The organism is Polynucleobacter sp. SHI8 (assembly GCF_027944005.1).
Classification (GTDB): Bacteria; Pseudomonadota; Gammaproteobacteria; order Burkholderiales; family Burkholderiaceae; genus Polynucleobacter.
In genome coordinates this window covers 1835902-1850037 of record NZ_AP027204.1, presented here as the reverse complement: position 1 = coordinate 1850037, position 14136 = coordinate 1835902, and the positions used below count along the sequence as shown (strand labels likewise).

Annotated in this window: 16 protein-coding genes; 3 read left to right on the top strand and 13 right to left on the bottom strand. The window is 41.9% G+C overall.

The features are described from left to right. Positions 1 to 88: 88 nt before the first annotated feature. Positions 89 to 1135 carry an amidohydrolase family protein gene (locus tag QMN06_RS09290; protein WP_281969842.1) on the top strand — a complete coding sequence of 349 codons (1047 nt, stop codon included), beginning with the start codon at positions 89 to 91 and terminating at the stop codon, positions 1133 to 1135. A 94-nt stretch (positions 1136 to 1229) separates the two neighbouring features. Continuing rightward, entirely contained in the window at positions 1230 to 2108 is an 879-nt protein-coding gene (locus tag QMN06_RS09285) for an NAD(P)-dependent oxidoreductase (protein ID WP_281969841.1), read from the top strand. Here the strand turns inward: QMN06_RS09285 and mnmH are convergent. Continuing rightward, on the bottom strand, positions 2096 to 3157 hold the full coding sequence (gene mnmH, locus QMN06_RS09280; protein WP_281969840.1) for a tRNA 2-selenouridine(34) synthase MnmH: 1062 nt from the start codon (positions 3155 to 3157) through the stop codon (positions 2096 to 2098). The genes QMN06_RS09285 and mnmH overlap by 13 nt on opposite strands. Positions 3158 to 3244: 87 nt before the next feature. On the opposite strand from mnmH, the gene selD reads away from it, so the two are divergent. Further along, complete coding sequence (gene selD / locus QMN06_RS09275; protein ID WP_281969839.1) at positions 3245 to 4309, top strand: selenide, water dikinase SelD; 1065 nt, start codon at positions 3245 to 3247, stop codon at positions 4307 to 4309. On the opposite strand, the gene QMN06_RS09270 is transcribed toward selD, so the two are convergent. The 12 genes from QMN06_RS09270 to QMN06_RS09215 form a co-directional block, all read right to left on the bottom strand. Beyond that, entirely contained in the window at positions 4296 to 5495 is a 1200-nt protein-coding gene (locus QMN06_RS09270; RefSeq protein ID WP_281969838.1) for an MFS transporter, read from the bottom strand. The genes selD and QMN06_RS09270 overlap by 14 nt on opposite strands. Positions 5496 to 5545: 50 nt before the next feature. After that, a complete protein-coding gene (locus QMN06_RS09265; protein WP_281969837.1) occupies positions 5546 to 6097 on the bottom strand; it encodes a cupin domain-containing protein in 552 nt (183 codons plus the stop codon). Between the two features lie 75 nt (positions 6098 to 6172). Beyond that, complete coding sequence (ccmI, locus tag QMN06_RS09260; RefSeq protein WP_281969836.1) at positions 6173 to 7366, bottom strand: c-type cytochrome biogenesis protein CcmI; 1194 nt, start codon at positions 7364 to 7366, stop codon at positions 6173 to 6175. Beyond that, the gene (locus tag QMN06_RS09255) at positions 7363 to 7860 is read right to left on the bottom strand and encodes a cytochrome c-type biogenesis protein (RefSeq protein ID WP_281969835.1); all 498 of its coding nucleotides are present in this window, start codon (positions 7858 to 7860) and stop codon (positions 7363 to 7365) included. The genes ccmI and QMN06_RS09255 overlap by 4 nt, the downstream gene beginning before the upstream one ends. Continuing rightward, positions 7857 to 8387 (bottom strand): DsbE family thiol:disulfide interchange protein, encoded by a 531-nt coding sequence (locus QMN06_RS09250; RefSeq protein ID WP_281969834.1) that lies wholly within the window; start codon positions 8385 to 8387, stop codon positions 7857 to 7859. Before QMN06_RS09250 ends, QMN06_RS09255 begins: the two co-directional genes overlap by 4 nt. Continuing rightward, positions 8384 to 10339: a heme lyase CcmF/NrfE family subunit gene (locus QMN06_RS09245; protein WP_281969833.1), complete on the bottom strand. Its 1956-nt coding sequence runs from the start codon at positions 10337 to 10339 to the stop codon at positions 8384 to 8386. The genes QMN06_RS09250 and QMN06_RS09245 overlap by 4 nt, the downstream gene beginning before the upstream one ends. Next, positions 10339 to 10806, bottom strand: coding sequence for a cytochrome c maturation protein CcmE (gene ccmE, locus QMN06_RS09240; protein ID WP_281969832.1), 468 nt, complete (start codon positions 10804 to 10806; stop codon positions 10339 to 10341). Before ccmE ends, QMN06_RS09245 begins: the two co-directional genes overlap by 1 nt. After that, positions 10803 to 10955: a heme exporter protein CcmD gene (gene ccmD / locus QMN06_RS09235; RefSeq protein WP_281969831.1), complete on the bottom strand. Its 153-nt coding sequence runs from the start codon at positions 10953 to 10955 to the stop codon at positions 10803 to 10805. The genes ccmE and ccmD overlap by 4 nt, the downstream gene beginning before the upstream one ends. Then, a complete protein-coding gene (gene ccmC, locus QMN06_RS09230) occupies positions 10952 to 11734 on the bottom strand; it encodes a heme ABC transporter permease CcmC (RefSeq protein ID WP_281969830.1) in 783 nt (260 codons plus the stop codon). Before ccmC ends, ccmD begins: the two co-directional genes overlap by 4 nt. Before the next feature lie 12 nt (positions 11735 to 11746). Beyond that, positions 11747 to 12430, bottom strand: a complete 684-nt coding sequence (gene ccmB / locus QMN06_RS09225; protein ID WP_281969829.1) for a heme exporter protein CcmB — start codon at positions 12428 to 12430, stop codon at positions 11747 to 11749. A 2-nt stretch (positions 12431 to 12432) separates the two neighbouring features. Then, positions 12433 to 13065: a cytochrome c biogenesis heme-transporting ATPase CcmA gene (gene ccmA, locus QMN06_RS09220; protein ID WP_281969828.1), complete on the bottom strand. Its 633-nt coding sequence runs from the start codon at positions 13063 to 13065 to the stop codon at positions 12433 to 12435. After that, positions 13058 to 13969, bottom strand: a complete 912-nt coding sequence (locus tag QMN06_RS09215) for an alpha/beta fold hydrolase (protein WP_281969827.1) — start codon at positions 13967 to 13969, stop codon at positions 13058 to 13060. Before QMN06_RS09215 ends, ccmA begins: the two co-directional genes overlap by 8 nt. Between the last annotated feature and the right edge of the window lie 167 nt (positions 13970 to 14136).

The window sequence follows — 14136 nt, the reverse complement described above, 5'->3', positions numbered from 1 at the left end:
GTAAGTACTTACACTAGTTGGTCTTAACCCTCCATCTTTGTGATAATGTGGTAATACATTATTTTAAAAACAACCAAGGAGAGCCATTTTGTTTAAGCCATTGTGTGGATGTACTGTTTCAAGAAGAGGTTTTTTAGGCGGTATTGCTGGATTAGGAGCAAGTACTTTATTACCAGCGCAAACGAATGAGCCCACTGTTCTTGGCAATAAAAATAGAATTGATACGCATCATCATTTTTTCTCACCAGGCCTTAATGCAGTCATGGCTGAGAAAAAAGTTATCCAGCCACCGATGATTAATTGGTCTGTTCAAAAAACATTAGATGACATGGATGCCGCTGGTACGGCAACCTCCATTCTTTCTGCTACCACACCACAGGTTAGCTTTTTAGATGAAGAGTTGGGCAAAAAAATGGCCCGTGAGAATAATGAGTACGCAGCAAAATTACGCAGTGATCACAAAGGACGGTTTGGCTCTTTTGCGATGCTCCCCATGAAAAATATGGATGATGCATTAAAAGAAATGGAATACGCTTTAGATGTGTTAAAAGCACAAGGTATTGGATTGTTAACCAGTTACGGTGACAAATGGTTGGGGCATCCCATGTTTGCTCCAGTGATGCAAGAGTTAAATCGTCGTGGGGCGATTTTGTATACGCATCCAACATCCGCCAACTGTTGTAATAATTTAATTCCAAATACGCCACCGACTGTCGTTGAGTATGGAACTGATACAACACGAACCATTGTTGACATTGTTTTCTCTGGTACAGCTGCTAAAAATCCTAATATTAAATTTATCTTTTCACATGCAGGAGGATCATTACCATTCCTGACCGAGCGTTTAGAAAAAATGCCAGTCATCGATCCGAAGCTAAAAGAAAAAGTTCCTAATGGTGTTTTGCATGAGTTAAAGCGTTTTTATTACGATACGGCATGGGCAGCAAATCAATATACGATTCCATCGCTATTGCAGTTAGTGAGTAAAGACCAAGTCTTATTTGGCTCTGATTATCCTTACAGAACAAGTGAAGATAATATCAAGGGATTGATTAAGTATGGATTTAATACCGCAGATTTGAATCAAATCACACGTGGCAATGCCCTTAAATTGATGCCAGGACTTGCTGGCTAGTATATTTGTTAAGAACTCTCTTGCGAACTTCGCAAGAGAGGTTTCTCATCTGTGTGGCAAAATAAATGTTTATTAATTGATGCAGAGAGAAAATATGAGTTCTTTACCGAATATAGTTTCTATTGGATTTGTTGGCGTTGGGATTATGGGCCAAAATATGGCTGGTCATTTATTGGCCGCTGGTTATCAAGTTAATTTGTATAACCGTACAAAGTCTAAAACGGATGCGCTGGTTGCAAAAGGTGCTAAGTGGTTCGATACCCCAGGAGAAGTTGCCGCACACTCCAACATGATCATCACGATGGTTGGTTATCCATCCGATGTTGAAGAAGTATATTTTGGCGAAAAAGGTATTATTGCTTCAGCTAATAACGCTATTTTGGTGGACATGACAACCTCGAGTCCATCATTAGCCAGAAAAATCGCAACAGAAGCTGCCAAAAAAGGCTTAGCTTCTTTAGATGCACCTGTTTCCGGTGGGGATATTGGGGCAAGAGATGCCAAATTAACCATTATGGTCGGTGGTGACAAGGCGGTATTTGATCATGTTCTGCCTATTCTGCAAAAGCTAGGCACGAGTATTATTTTGCAAGGTGCTGCTGGTATGGGTCAACATACCAAAATGTGTAATCAGATTGTGATTGCTTCAACCATTATGGGAGTTGCTGAAGGCTTATCGTATGCCAAAAAAGTTGGCCTTGATCCCGCAGTTGTATTGCAGTCCATTGGCGGGGGTGCAGCCTCTGGATTTCAGCTTAATGTATTAGGTGCCAAAATGATTGTGGGTGATTACGCCCCTGGTTTTTACGTGGAGCATTTGATTAAAGATCTTAAGATTGCTTTAGCAGAGGCTGAGCAAATGCATCTGAACTTGCCAGGTCTTGCACTTGCTAAATCTTTGTTTGAGAAAATGGCAGATCGTGGATTACAGCGCAATGGGACTCAAGGAATCTTCCAAATCTATTTGGATTGATCCATCATGCGCTGAATTTGGCTGGCGATGTTTTGAATACCAGCCTTTGATAGATCATCTGATTGAATCGAAGGGGCTTTTTCGTAATTATCAAAATTACGTAATTGCGAACGATCGTATAAGCGGTCATAGTGCAGTTCAAGTAGAGAACGAATTAACCCTGGCCAATCCCGCTTTGCAATCAGTTCATACCAAACATTTAACTGTTCTTGACCTACAAGCGCTTTGAGATGTTGTAGTTTTTGTAATAAAAAAGTCGGTTGCTCAATGAGATAACGATAGTCCTCTTCAAGGAAGGCTACACGGGCTTTTACACTGGCGTCAATGCGAATACAAGGACTTGAGCGGATGCATTCCATTAGAGTATCGGGAACCTGTAAACTACCCACCTTTTTGCTTTCAGCTTCGATGAAGACAACTTGATTGGGATTAAATTTTTTTAGACTTGAGTTAATGAGAGTTTCGAAATATTTTTGACTAGGTTGTTCTGAATCGAGACTAGCTCCCAAAACTGAACCTTTATGGTTGGCTAGTTCTTCAAGGTGTAAGACTTGGCATCCTAAAAGGACGAGATTTTCTAGTACTCGACTTTTAGCACTGCCAGTCCGCCCTGAAATGACCCGAAACTGAAACTGCTTGGGGAGTTCCTGAAGACTTTGAAGCACATGTGACCGATAGGTTTTATAGCCGCCCTCTAATACGTGAGCATCCCAGCCAATCTGGCGAAGAATATGTCCCATGGCGCCACTGCGCTTACCACCCCGCCAACAATAAATGAGGGGACGCCAGTTTTTAGGGCGCTTAGAAAATTCGGTTTCAATATGGTTGGCAATGTTTCGTGCGATGAGCGTTGCACCTAATTTTTTTGCTTCAAAGGACGATTCTTGTTTATATTTGGTGCCTACAATGACGCGATCTTCATTGGACAGAACAGGAAAATTGACAGCCCCAGGAATATGATCAAGCGCATATTCGGCAGGTGTTCGCACATCAATGATCTCATCATATTTAGAGTCATCGTCTAGAGTGGATATAGTGGAGGACTTCATTGAGCAAAGTGCATAGTCATGAACTCTATTTTCTCATGAATCGCAACCAGTTCGTCTTGACACTCTAGACTCTAGTGGTATCCTTGCATGGATTCCTTTGGAGAAAATAGTATGTCTTATAACGGTAGGTTAACCTCTTTGTCGCATGGTGGTGGCTGTGGATGCAAAATTGCCCCTGCAGTGCTTTCAAAAATATTGCAGTTTTCGCCGTTTGTAACCTTTGCCCCACAGCTATTAGCGGGCAATCAGAATAATGAAGATGCGGCTGTTTATCAAATCAATGAGCATCAGGCTATCGTTGCAACTACTGATTTTTTTATGCCGATTGTGGATGACCCCTTTGACTTTGGTCGAATCGCCGCTAGCAATGCAATTTCGGATATCTATGCGATGGGTGCTAAACCACTTTTTGCGCTTGCGATACTTGGTATGCCCATTAATGTATTACCGATTGAGATAATTCAGCGGATAACCGCAGGAGGCCAAGCGGTTTGTGCTGCCGCAGGAATCCCTATAGCAGGTGGTCATTCAATTGATTCAGTAGAGCCTATTTATGGACTGATTGTGATTGGTATCGTAGATCCGAAGAAATTCAAAAGAAACAAAACATCTCAAATTGGCGATAGCATTATTCTGAGTAAGCCCATTGGCGTTGGTATTTTGAGTGCGGCTTTTAAACAAGAAAAGATATCAGAAAAAGCGTATGCCAAATTGATTGATTACACCACTCAACTCAATACCCCAGGGATGACTTTAGTTGAAAACCAGCACGTTCACGCGATGACTGACGTCACTGGATTTGGCCTAGCCGGACATCTCCTAGAGATGGCGCAAGGTGCAAAGTTACAGGCTAATCTGCAATTTAATCTCATCCCCTTCATTGAAGAGGCACTGGAGTATGCACAAGATAATATTGTGACAGGTGCTTCTGGTAGAAATTGGCAAGGTTATGTAGAACACATTCACGCTGATGCGGAGTTGCCAATGTGGCAAAAAAATCTATTGAGTGATCCTCAAACGAGTGGAGGATTATTAATTTCTTGTGCACCAGAAGTTGAAGATGAGGTGTTGCAATTCTTGCATCAAGCTGGTTTTATCTCAGCGAAGAAGATTGGATATTTTGAAGCAGGTGCTGGGATTAAGATAGTTTGATGATCAATCGTTTTTGATACATCACCAGCCAAATAATAGCCCCACTGACGATTACGGTTGGTACTAGTGTGCCGATATTTAAGAACTGCCATCCTTGGGTTGTGACTAAAGCACCTGAGCTAAATGAGCTGATCGCCATGGTGCCAAAAACGCAAAAATTGATAGTAGCTTCAGCCTTATTTTTCTCTTCGGGTTTAAAGGAAGAGATTGCCAAAATCGTTGAGCCATTAAACAGAAAATTCCAAGCCACACCCAATAAAAATAGAGCAGCAATAAAGTGTGGCAGATCACTACCAGACAGCATAATAAAAATACTAATGAAGTTGAGTGCGGCACCAATCGTCATAATCGGTATAGGACCATAGCGCTTGACGAGGTGGCCTGTAAAAAAACCTGGAGCAAACATACCAATGACGTGATATTGAAGCACTTGAGCTGTATTGGGAAAATCAAAGCCACAAACCTGCATTGCAAGAGGCGTACCCGCCATCATTAAATTCATGACTCCATAACCCAAGGATGCACAGATTAAGGCAACTAAAAAAGTGGGTTGCAAGATAATCTCTTTCAGAGGCCGTCCAGTATGGCTGGGCTGATTGGTTCGATAGTCATCCGGAAAGTCAATAAGTTGCATGATCAAAATACCCATCACGCCAGCAATTGCTAAGATCAAATAAGCACCCAAAAATTGGGTATCAAAGATGTTTTTACTCCAAGAAGATAAATTAGGTCCCAAAACAGCCCCAATAAGACCACCAGCCAAAACGATAGAAACCGCCTTTTCTTTTAAACTAGGTTGAGTCAGTTCAGGAGCAACAAAACGGTAGAGAAGGCCATTGGCGCTATAGTAGCCAGCAATGGCAGTTCCTATAATCAAGAGGATGAAACTTTTACTATAGGCAGCGCATGCGCATACTAAAGATGCAAATATCACAACTAGCAAGGCGAATTGGAACGATTTTTTTCGACCATATTTTTCTTGAACTTTGGCAACAATGATCGTTGAGATAGCGGCCCCTAAAACATAGGCCATCAAGGGAAGGGTAGCCATCCAAGGAATTGGTGTTAAGTTAAAGCCAACTAGACCATTGATGGCTAAAAAGGTCACATTATTGGTGAGATAAAGTCCCTGGCAAATCGCTAAAAGAAGAATATTTTTATTGAGTAAACGAACTTTGGAAGTCATACACACCGATCAAGAATGGTATGACTTTAGCATATTAAGCAAGTTGATTATTATTTTAGGAGTCCAGCAGCTCTTAACGTATCTTTAGCTTTTTCACTAAAGTCGACCTCTGGTGCATCACCACCAATCACAAACATTAACCAATGGGTTTTGTCGGGTTCATCAAAAGTAACATTTTCAAAACGGCGTTGAACACCGGCAGGAAAAGAACAGATATCCCACTGACCCACATCAAAAAACTCTACTTGACCATCAACTTCCCATGAGCAACGCCATGTACCAGTCATTGGGATAAAAGTTTCATTCGTATCGTGATTGTGCATCATGGGGCCAAAGCCAGGCTTGCACTCACAAAAACCAATATTAAAACCCTCACTGATTTTGATGGCAGAGTTTTCTGATGCATTCGTACCCACTGGCGACTCAACTTCAGGGCCACCTTTACCTCTTGGTGGTTGAAAGCCAACAGCATTGAATAACTTGCGATAGGCCGACGGGAACTCACTATCAATCAGACCCGTATCAAACCCTTTTAAATCTTTGAAATACGCTACACGCGCCCGCATTTCTTCTTTTGTTACACGAATTTCCGGTAAGCCCATGATGTTCTCCAAGTTATGAATATTGTAGGGATAGTTTATAACTCTTTTACAAACAGTTCAATTCTTGGGGGCAGACTAAGGTTGGACCTTGTTAATCACCAATGATATATTTTTTGTTCCCAATGGCACGTGTTCGATTTCACCAATCAGATCACCGGGTTGCGCTATAGCATTGCCACTTTTCGAAATTCTGCCAACAATCGTGAATTCATTAAATTTTGACAAAGCCATTTGCGGCGACATGGCAAGGCTATCATTGAGTTCAAAACTCTTTGGCAGTTCTTTTGCTGAGAAACGCAAAATAGCCAGTGGCATACGAGGACCACTTGAAGCGCGGGCATAAATAAACACCGTATCAGTAGGTTCTATTTTAGCGAGGAACTGCGGACTGAAAGAGACTTTTCCAGAAACTTGAGCAAGTACCGCTTTGTTAGTTGAAGTTTTTGCAGGGGCTTTCATTAAAGATTGCGCTTCTTGAATACTATTTTGCAGACCATTAATAAATTCTTGATCTTTTGGTTCTAAGGCTGTAATAGCTAGCTTCCAGTCTTTTATCGCAGCGGCAAAATTCTTTTGATCAAATGCAGCAGACCCACGCAGGGCAAGTGCTTTTGCATTTTTAGGATTGATGGTTAGAGCCTGATCTAAATAGCCAAGAGCTTCAGCATTGATACTTTTATTTTGGAATGCGGTGAGATCTGCAAGATCCGCTAACAGGTAGTCATTTTTTGGATCAAGCGCAATGGCTTTTTGGTAAGCCATTTTAGCTTCAGGTAAACGATTCATCGCCGCATAGGACCGGCCCAGAAACATCCAACCATCCACGTTAGTAGGCTCGGCTTTTAACTTACGCTCCAACTGACTGACCATTTCCTCAATTTGTTTTGCTTGAGGATCTTTTTCAACAAAAATAGCGGCAGGATTACCCAATATAAAATAAAGACCCACAACCGCAAGAGGGATACCAGCAATCAATCCGTAAGATAACCATCTAGCATGTTTTTGTGCTGGGCTTTTTGTATCTTTGACATTGACTACCTCCTCAACCGTGCGCATTTCAATCTCAGATTTTTGAAAAGCATATTGCTCTGCAGTTAGAAGATCTTCCTGAAACTCTTTTTCTAGGTTGGCTAAACTTTCTTGCAGAATGACAAGATTACTTTGGGATTGATCCACCGTGGATATGGAAGGTGTGCGTAAAAAAGGCAGAAGGAGAATCAGGATAGCAATACCCATGATCAGAACTGCTAAGACAATAAACAAAGTCATTTCGTATCCTTTTCTACAGACGACAATAAAGCTCTTGCCTTTAAAACATCATCAGGATTTCCTGAATCTAATTTGACTACAACTCGATCTTGACGAATATGACGAAGTAAAGCCCAAAGACCAATTAAGAGAATCACAAATGGCCCAAACCATAAAACGAGGGTATTACTTTTTACTGGAGGTTTATATAAAACAAAGTCACCATAGCGATCAACCATATATGCAATAATTTCATCTTTCGATTTACCACTTTGTAATTGATCACGAATTTGGTTTCGTAGATCCACAGCAAGATCTGCATGTGAACCCGCAATTGTTTCATTTTGACAAACCAAGCAGCGCAGTTCAATTGCAATCGTTTGAACTTTAGCCTCTAATTCTGGGTTATCAGCCAAAGGCTTTGCTTCATTAGCTATGGAGATGGAAGTACATAGGAACAAGCTGAAAAGTATTCCTAAAGTCATGCGTTGGAAAGTGTTCAGAAATCGATTCATAATGAGGATTGGTTTAACTTTGCCAACATGGGCAAAAGTTCTTTTTGGATCAAGGACGGTGTCAGGGGCCCTGTAAATTTATGAACGATGATGCCTTGGCTATTAATTAAAAAAGTTTCTGGCACACCATATACACCATAATTAATCCCTATATTTCCTGACCGATCAACGACTGAAAGTTGATAAGGGTCACCCATTTTGGAAAGCCATTCTTTCGCAGCATCATCTTGGTCTTTATAGTTCAGGCCAATAATTGGAATCGTTTGTTGTTTGGCTAATTCGTTGAGCAAGGGATGCTCTTCTCGACAAGAGACACACCAAGAGGCCCAGACATTGAGGAGCCATACTTTTCCTCGCATCTGTTCGGGAGAAAAATTTTGGCTGGTTTGATTTAGTATGGGTTGGCTAAATTGAGGCGCTACTTTGCCAATCAAAGGGGAAGGGACATCTTTCGGGTTGAGCTGCAAGCCGATGACCAAGAATACGCACAGGCAAGCAAAAATAATCAGCGGCAGAAAGCGTTTCAAGATGTCACCTTAACCAAGCCTGCAGGCTTAGTGCGATATTTTTTATCCAGAATTGCGAAGAAACCACCTAAAGCAATTAAAAATGCCCCTGCCCAAATCCATGAGATGAAAGGTTTATATTGCACCTTCACACCCCATTCGGTCTTACTCACAGGTTCTGCCATCGAGATGTACATATCACCACTTACTTTGGAGTAAATAGCAGCTTCAGTCATTAGCATTTCACTTGAAAAATACTTTCTTTTTTCTGGTTGCATGACCGTTAATACTTGACCATCTTTACTAATCGTAATTTGGCCCTGAGCAGCTGTATAGTTACTTCCCAAAACTTCTTTGACACCATCAAAACGAATTTGATAGCCAGCGAGTTCGCTCGTACTTCCGGCTTGCATTCTTAAATCTTTTTCTTCTTCAAAGCCAGTGACCATCGTGACACCAAAGACAAAGACAGCAACACCAAGATGCGCGATGACCATACCGTAGTAGCTCAGCGGTTGAATCTTAAAACCCGTCAAGAAACCTTGGGGATGAAGTCGCAGACGTGCAATTAAGTTATTGATCGTTGCAGTCACAATCCATATAGCGATGAACAAGCCAAAACCAATCAAGGCAGTCCAAGAACGCATCGTCAATGCAGCAACCGCAGAAGTGATGACAGTGATTGCCAAAGCCCAACGTAATTGCGTAGCGAGCTCAATCGGCTTGGCACTGCGCCATTTAGTGATTGGGCCAACACCCATTAAAAAGAGGGCAGGTGCCATGAGGGGAATAAATACCGCGTTAAAGTAAGGTTGACCTACGGAGATCTTTCCTAAGCCTAGAGCATCTAATATGAGCGGATAGAGGGTGCCGAGAAGCACAGTAAAAGCAGACACGAGTAATAGAATGTTATTGGCTAACAGCATCGAGTCTCTAGAAACCGTATCAAAGGATTCACCGATAGATGCCCGAGGGGCACGCAGGGCAAACAAGGTCAGTGAACCACCGATTAAGACTGCTAAAAAGATGAGAATAAAAATACCACGTGTTGGATCAGTTGCAAAGGCATGCACGGAAGTAATGACACCTGATCTGACTAAAAAAGTTCCAAGTAATGACATGGAAAAAGTCAGGATCGCAAGCAAAGCAGTCCACATCTTAAAGCCGCCCCGTTTTTCAGTCACAGCTAGCGAATGAATCAGGGCCGTACCTAAAAGCCAAGGCATAAAAGAAGCGTTTTCAACCGGGTCCCAAAACCACCATCCACCCCATCCAAGTTCGTAATAAGCCCAGGCACTCCCTAAAGCAATACCAAGGGTTAGAAAACACCAAGCTGTTGTAATCCATGGGCGAGACCAGCGTGCCCATGAAGAGTCAAGTTTCCCGGAAAGTAGCGCGGCAATCGCTAAAGAAAATACAACGGAAGTTCCAACATATCCCATATACAACATCGGCGGATGAATAATCATTCCAGGATCTTGTAGAAGTGGGTTGAGATCACGACCATTCAGAGCCGGAGGCAATATACGTAAAAAAGGATTGGAAGTCGCTATCGTAAATAGGATTGTTCCTGAACTAATAAAACCCATCACACCGAGTGTGCGCGCAAGAACAAAACTCGGTAAGTTTTTCGAAAAACAAGCAACAGCAAGACCCCAACCACTCAGCATCAATGCCCACAACAAAATTGACCCTTCATGGCTACCCCAGGAGGCACAAATACGATAGATCATAGGTAAGGAGGCATTCGAATTTTCAGCGACATTGAGTACTGAAAAATCATTATTCATGAAGGCATAAATTAAACAAGCAAAGGCCACTAAAATCATGACAAAATGAGCAAAGGCGGCAGGTTTAGCAATGGCCATGAGCCGCACTTGATGAGTATGAGCTCCCCACAAGGGGAGAACGCACTGGAGCAAGGCAACTACAAAAGCAGTAATTAAAGCAATATGACCTATTTCAGGAATCATTATTTACCATCCGTGAGAATAGATTTTGAGAGTTTTTCTTGGTTTGTTTTTGCAGCATCTAAAGCACTTTTGGCTTCCGGCGGCATGTAGTTTTCATCATGCTTTGCTAACACTTGTGAAGCGATGAAGGTTCCATGCTCATTTAGTTTTCCTTGCGCAACTACCCCTTTACCTTCTTTAAATAAATCCGGCAAGATACCGCTATATTGAACGGGAACTGAATTCACCATATCTGTCACAACAAAAGACACTTGTAGTCCTCCTGGTTCGCGTTTGACACTATCGCTTAGAACCATACCACCAATCCGAAAATTTTTATTCACGGGGGCTTCTTTGGCAATAATTTGGGTAGGGGTATAAAAGAAAACCAAGTTCTCATTAAAAGCTCTGAGAACAAAAAATGTGGCAATGCCGATGGCAATCAAGCCACCTAAAATGAAATAAGTACGTCGCTTGCGTGGTGTCATGATTGCTCGGAGGAAATGATTTTTTTACGAAAGAGCGTTAAGGATCTTTGTTCGACATAAAAAAGGACGAAGGTAACCACAAAAGATCCCCAGACATAAGGGCCATAGCCATTCATATTGATAAAGTCAGAAAAAGAAGACCAAATCATTTGAGTCCCCCAATGTCAGATAATTCTTTTTGCACCCAGTCAGTGTGAGATTCTTCATCAAGTGTTTTATAGTTCACTCGCGTCAGAATCGTGGCAAAAGTATAGGACCAAAATGCAAAGGTCATGATTAACATCGCGAGAAGCATAGAGCTATCCATACTAGTTTTCGTGACAGTAATGGAAGCTCCCTGATGTAAAGTATTCCACCACTTGACCGAGAAATAAATGATGGGGACATTGACAACGCCAATGATGGCGAGAAGGGAAGCCGCTTTAGCAGCCTTACGCGCATCATCAATAGCACTATATAAACTGAGATAGCCAATATATAAAAACAATAAAATTAATTCAGAAGTCAGTCGGGCGTCCCATACCCACCAAGCTCCCCACGTTGGCTTTCCCCAAAGGGCGCCGGTCCACAAAGCAATAAAAGTCATGATGGCGCCAGTTATAGCGATACTATTTGAAATACGATAGGCTAAACGGGCATTAAAAATCATCCCCATGGCTCCCCAAAACGCCATGGCTAGATAAAGAATCATCGACATCCATGCGGCTGGGACATGAATAAAAATAATCCGGTATGAATCACCTTGAACTGCATCTGTCGGCGCAAACAATAAGCCGAGGATAAGACCAACCAATCCGAGCACGATAGAAAATAGCCAAAATAAAGGAATCAATTTTTTGGCTAAAAAGTAAAACTTACTAGGCGCTGCAAATGTAAACCAATGAATCGATTTGGACGGTTGAGAGGTCATGGCAGTTTTGGTTTGCATAAAAGATTTTATTTAATCAAGCACGATTCTTAAGGCTGAGGCACATGCTACTGGAGCAAAAAAACTTGATAAAACACCGTAAGCGACTAAAAGATGTAAGTATACCGAATAAGGCATTTCCATGGCGGCAGCATCTACAGCTAAGGTGCCTAGAATCAGAGCGGGTATTAATAAAGGCAGGATTAACAATGAGATGAGTGCCCCAGAGCTTTTTAATCCTACCGTCAGAGCTGCGCCAATAGAGCCAATAAAACTCAGGGTAGGAGTGCCAAGTAGTAAAGCAATAAAAAGAACTTGAATAGAATGAGTCGGTAGATTAAATTGCAACGCCAGAATTGGTGACAACAAGAGCAAGACAAAACCCGTATAGCACCAATGGGCAATAACTTTTGCAAAGACTACTAATTCGAGGGGACACGCGCTTAAAGCCAGCTGTTCAAGAACGCCATCCACAAAATCATCATTAAACAAACGACTTAAAGATAGCATGACCGCCAATAGAGCGCTAACCCAAATAATTCCTGGAGCAATTTGTTGTAAAAGCTTTGTTTCAGAGCCAAGTGCCAGGGGAAAAAGACTCACCACTAAAGCAAAAAAGAAAATTGCACCACATGTGTCTGAACCACGACGAATCGCAAGTGTGATATCACGTTTAAAGATACACAAAAGGATGTTGATGGTTGAGATGGGCGTCATGCTTAAAACTCGATTCTGATCTCGCGTTGTTGCAAAGAAGGGGCGATGTGAGCAGCCGTTTCATGCAGATGACTGGTGATCACTGCGATGTAATTCTGCGCCAAGTGGAATTCTAATTGTTTGCTTAGTATGTTGGAACCATTGGAATCTAAACTGTTAAAAGGCTCATCTAAAATCCAAAGTACTTTTTCTAGTAAAGAAAGCTGCGTCAAGGCAACCCGTTGCTTTTGTCCTTGCGATAGATGCTTGGATGGTAGGTAAATAGTTTTACCTTGAAGTTCCCAGGATTGAAGAGCTGAAATCATCTGATCCTGGGACACACTTTGTCCATGAAGCTGCGTTAAAAAAGTCAAATTTTCAACAGCATTTAACTCTGGTTTTAACGGTGGTTGATGACCGATATAGAGAAGTTGTGAGCGATACATTTGAGTTTCTACGTTAATTTTTTCACCACACCATAAAACATCACCAGAGTTAGCCGACGATAATCCTGCCAGTATGCGTAACAAGGAAGATTTACCGCTGCCGTTGGCGCCACTGACAAATAAGAGTTGACCCAGATCCACAGTGAGATTGACATCACTCCAGAGGAGTTGACGACCGCGCTCGCAGGAAATTTCTAGAGTGCTAAGCATTGACTGGGGAAGGATTCGGGTTGAACGCTTGCAGGGCCTCCTGAATTACTTTTAGTGCGCGAGAGGGGTTTTCTTCGTGAAACAAGTGCCCCCCTTCCTCAATGCTGATAACGGCATTTGGATAGCATTGATGGATGACGGGCAGTAGGGAGCTTTCTGGAACCCAGGGATCTTGTGCAGCCACTAAAAAAGTACATTTTGTCTGAAGTTTTGCGCTTTTTTGGAGTAATTCGGGAATATTTGAGGCAGCCATGAAGTTCATGGAGCCATAGATGTGGCTTTGCTGTTTAAATAAAAGATGATAGGGTTCGCGTTGCTTAGTCGTAAGAATCGAATTCGTGGAATCCAACAGTTTATCGATCATTCCAGTCATCGGAATGGTGTTCGCTAAAAAGCTGGCAACAAAGCCGGAAGTAACGAGTGGATTAATTAATGGACCAACAAAGAAGTTGTAAATACTAGGAGGTGCAACAAATGAGGGGTTAAGGCCAATAATGACTGCGGGTGGCTCTTTATATATAAGGCTTAAGGCTAAAGCACAGTTTGCTCCTGCAGAATGACCAATCATTGCATCAATCTGTGGCAAATTGATTGATTTGAAGAGTGAATACAAACTTATGGCAATTTGATCAATATGCAAACCTGATTTTTTTGCCCCGACAGTAAATCCATGACCAGGTAAATCCGGGGCGATTACCGTGTAATCTCTTGCTAAAACAGGCAGGATTTTTTCCCAAGAATGAGCAGATGAACCAGTACCATGAATGAGAACAATGACTTTTGCTGATGGGTTTTCATGCCGACTGATTTGAAAATGCCAGTCTAGTCCAGAGTCATAATGGGTCTGGCTAAATTTGCGATTAGGCCATTTGAGGGGGACGCGCGATAGGTCATTGATTGGCATAAGCAATTATTACATGAAGCTATGTAAAAGACATTTGTCAGTATATCCCCATAAGATGATTCTATTTATTTAAAAGTTTTTTAAAATAGTGGATAGGAATGCTGTCTAAAAGCGCATATCTAAGATTAGGAGTTGTTGTAAAAAAGCCTTTATTCAAAAAAGCAATT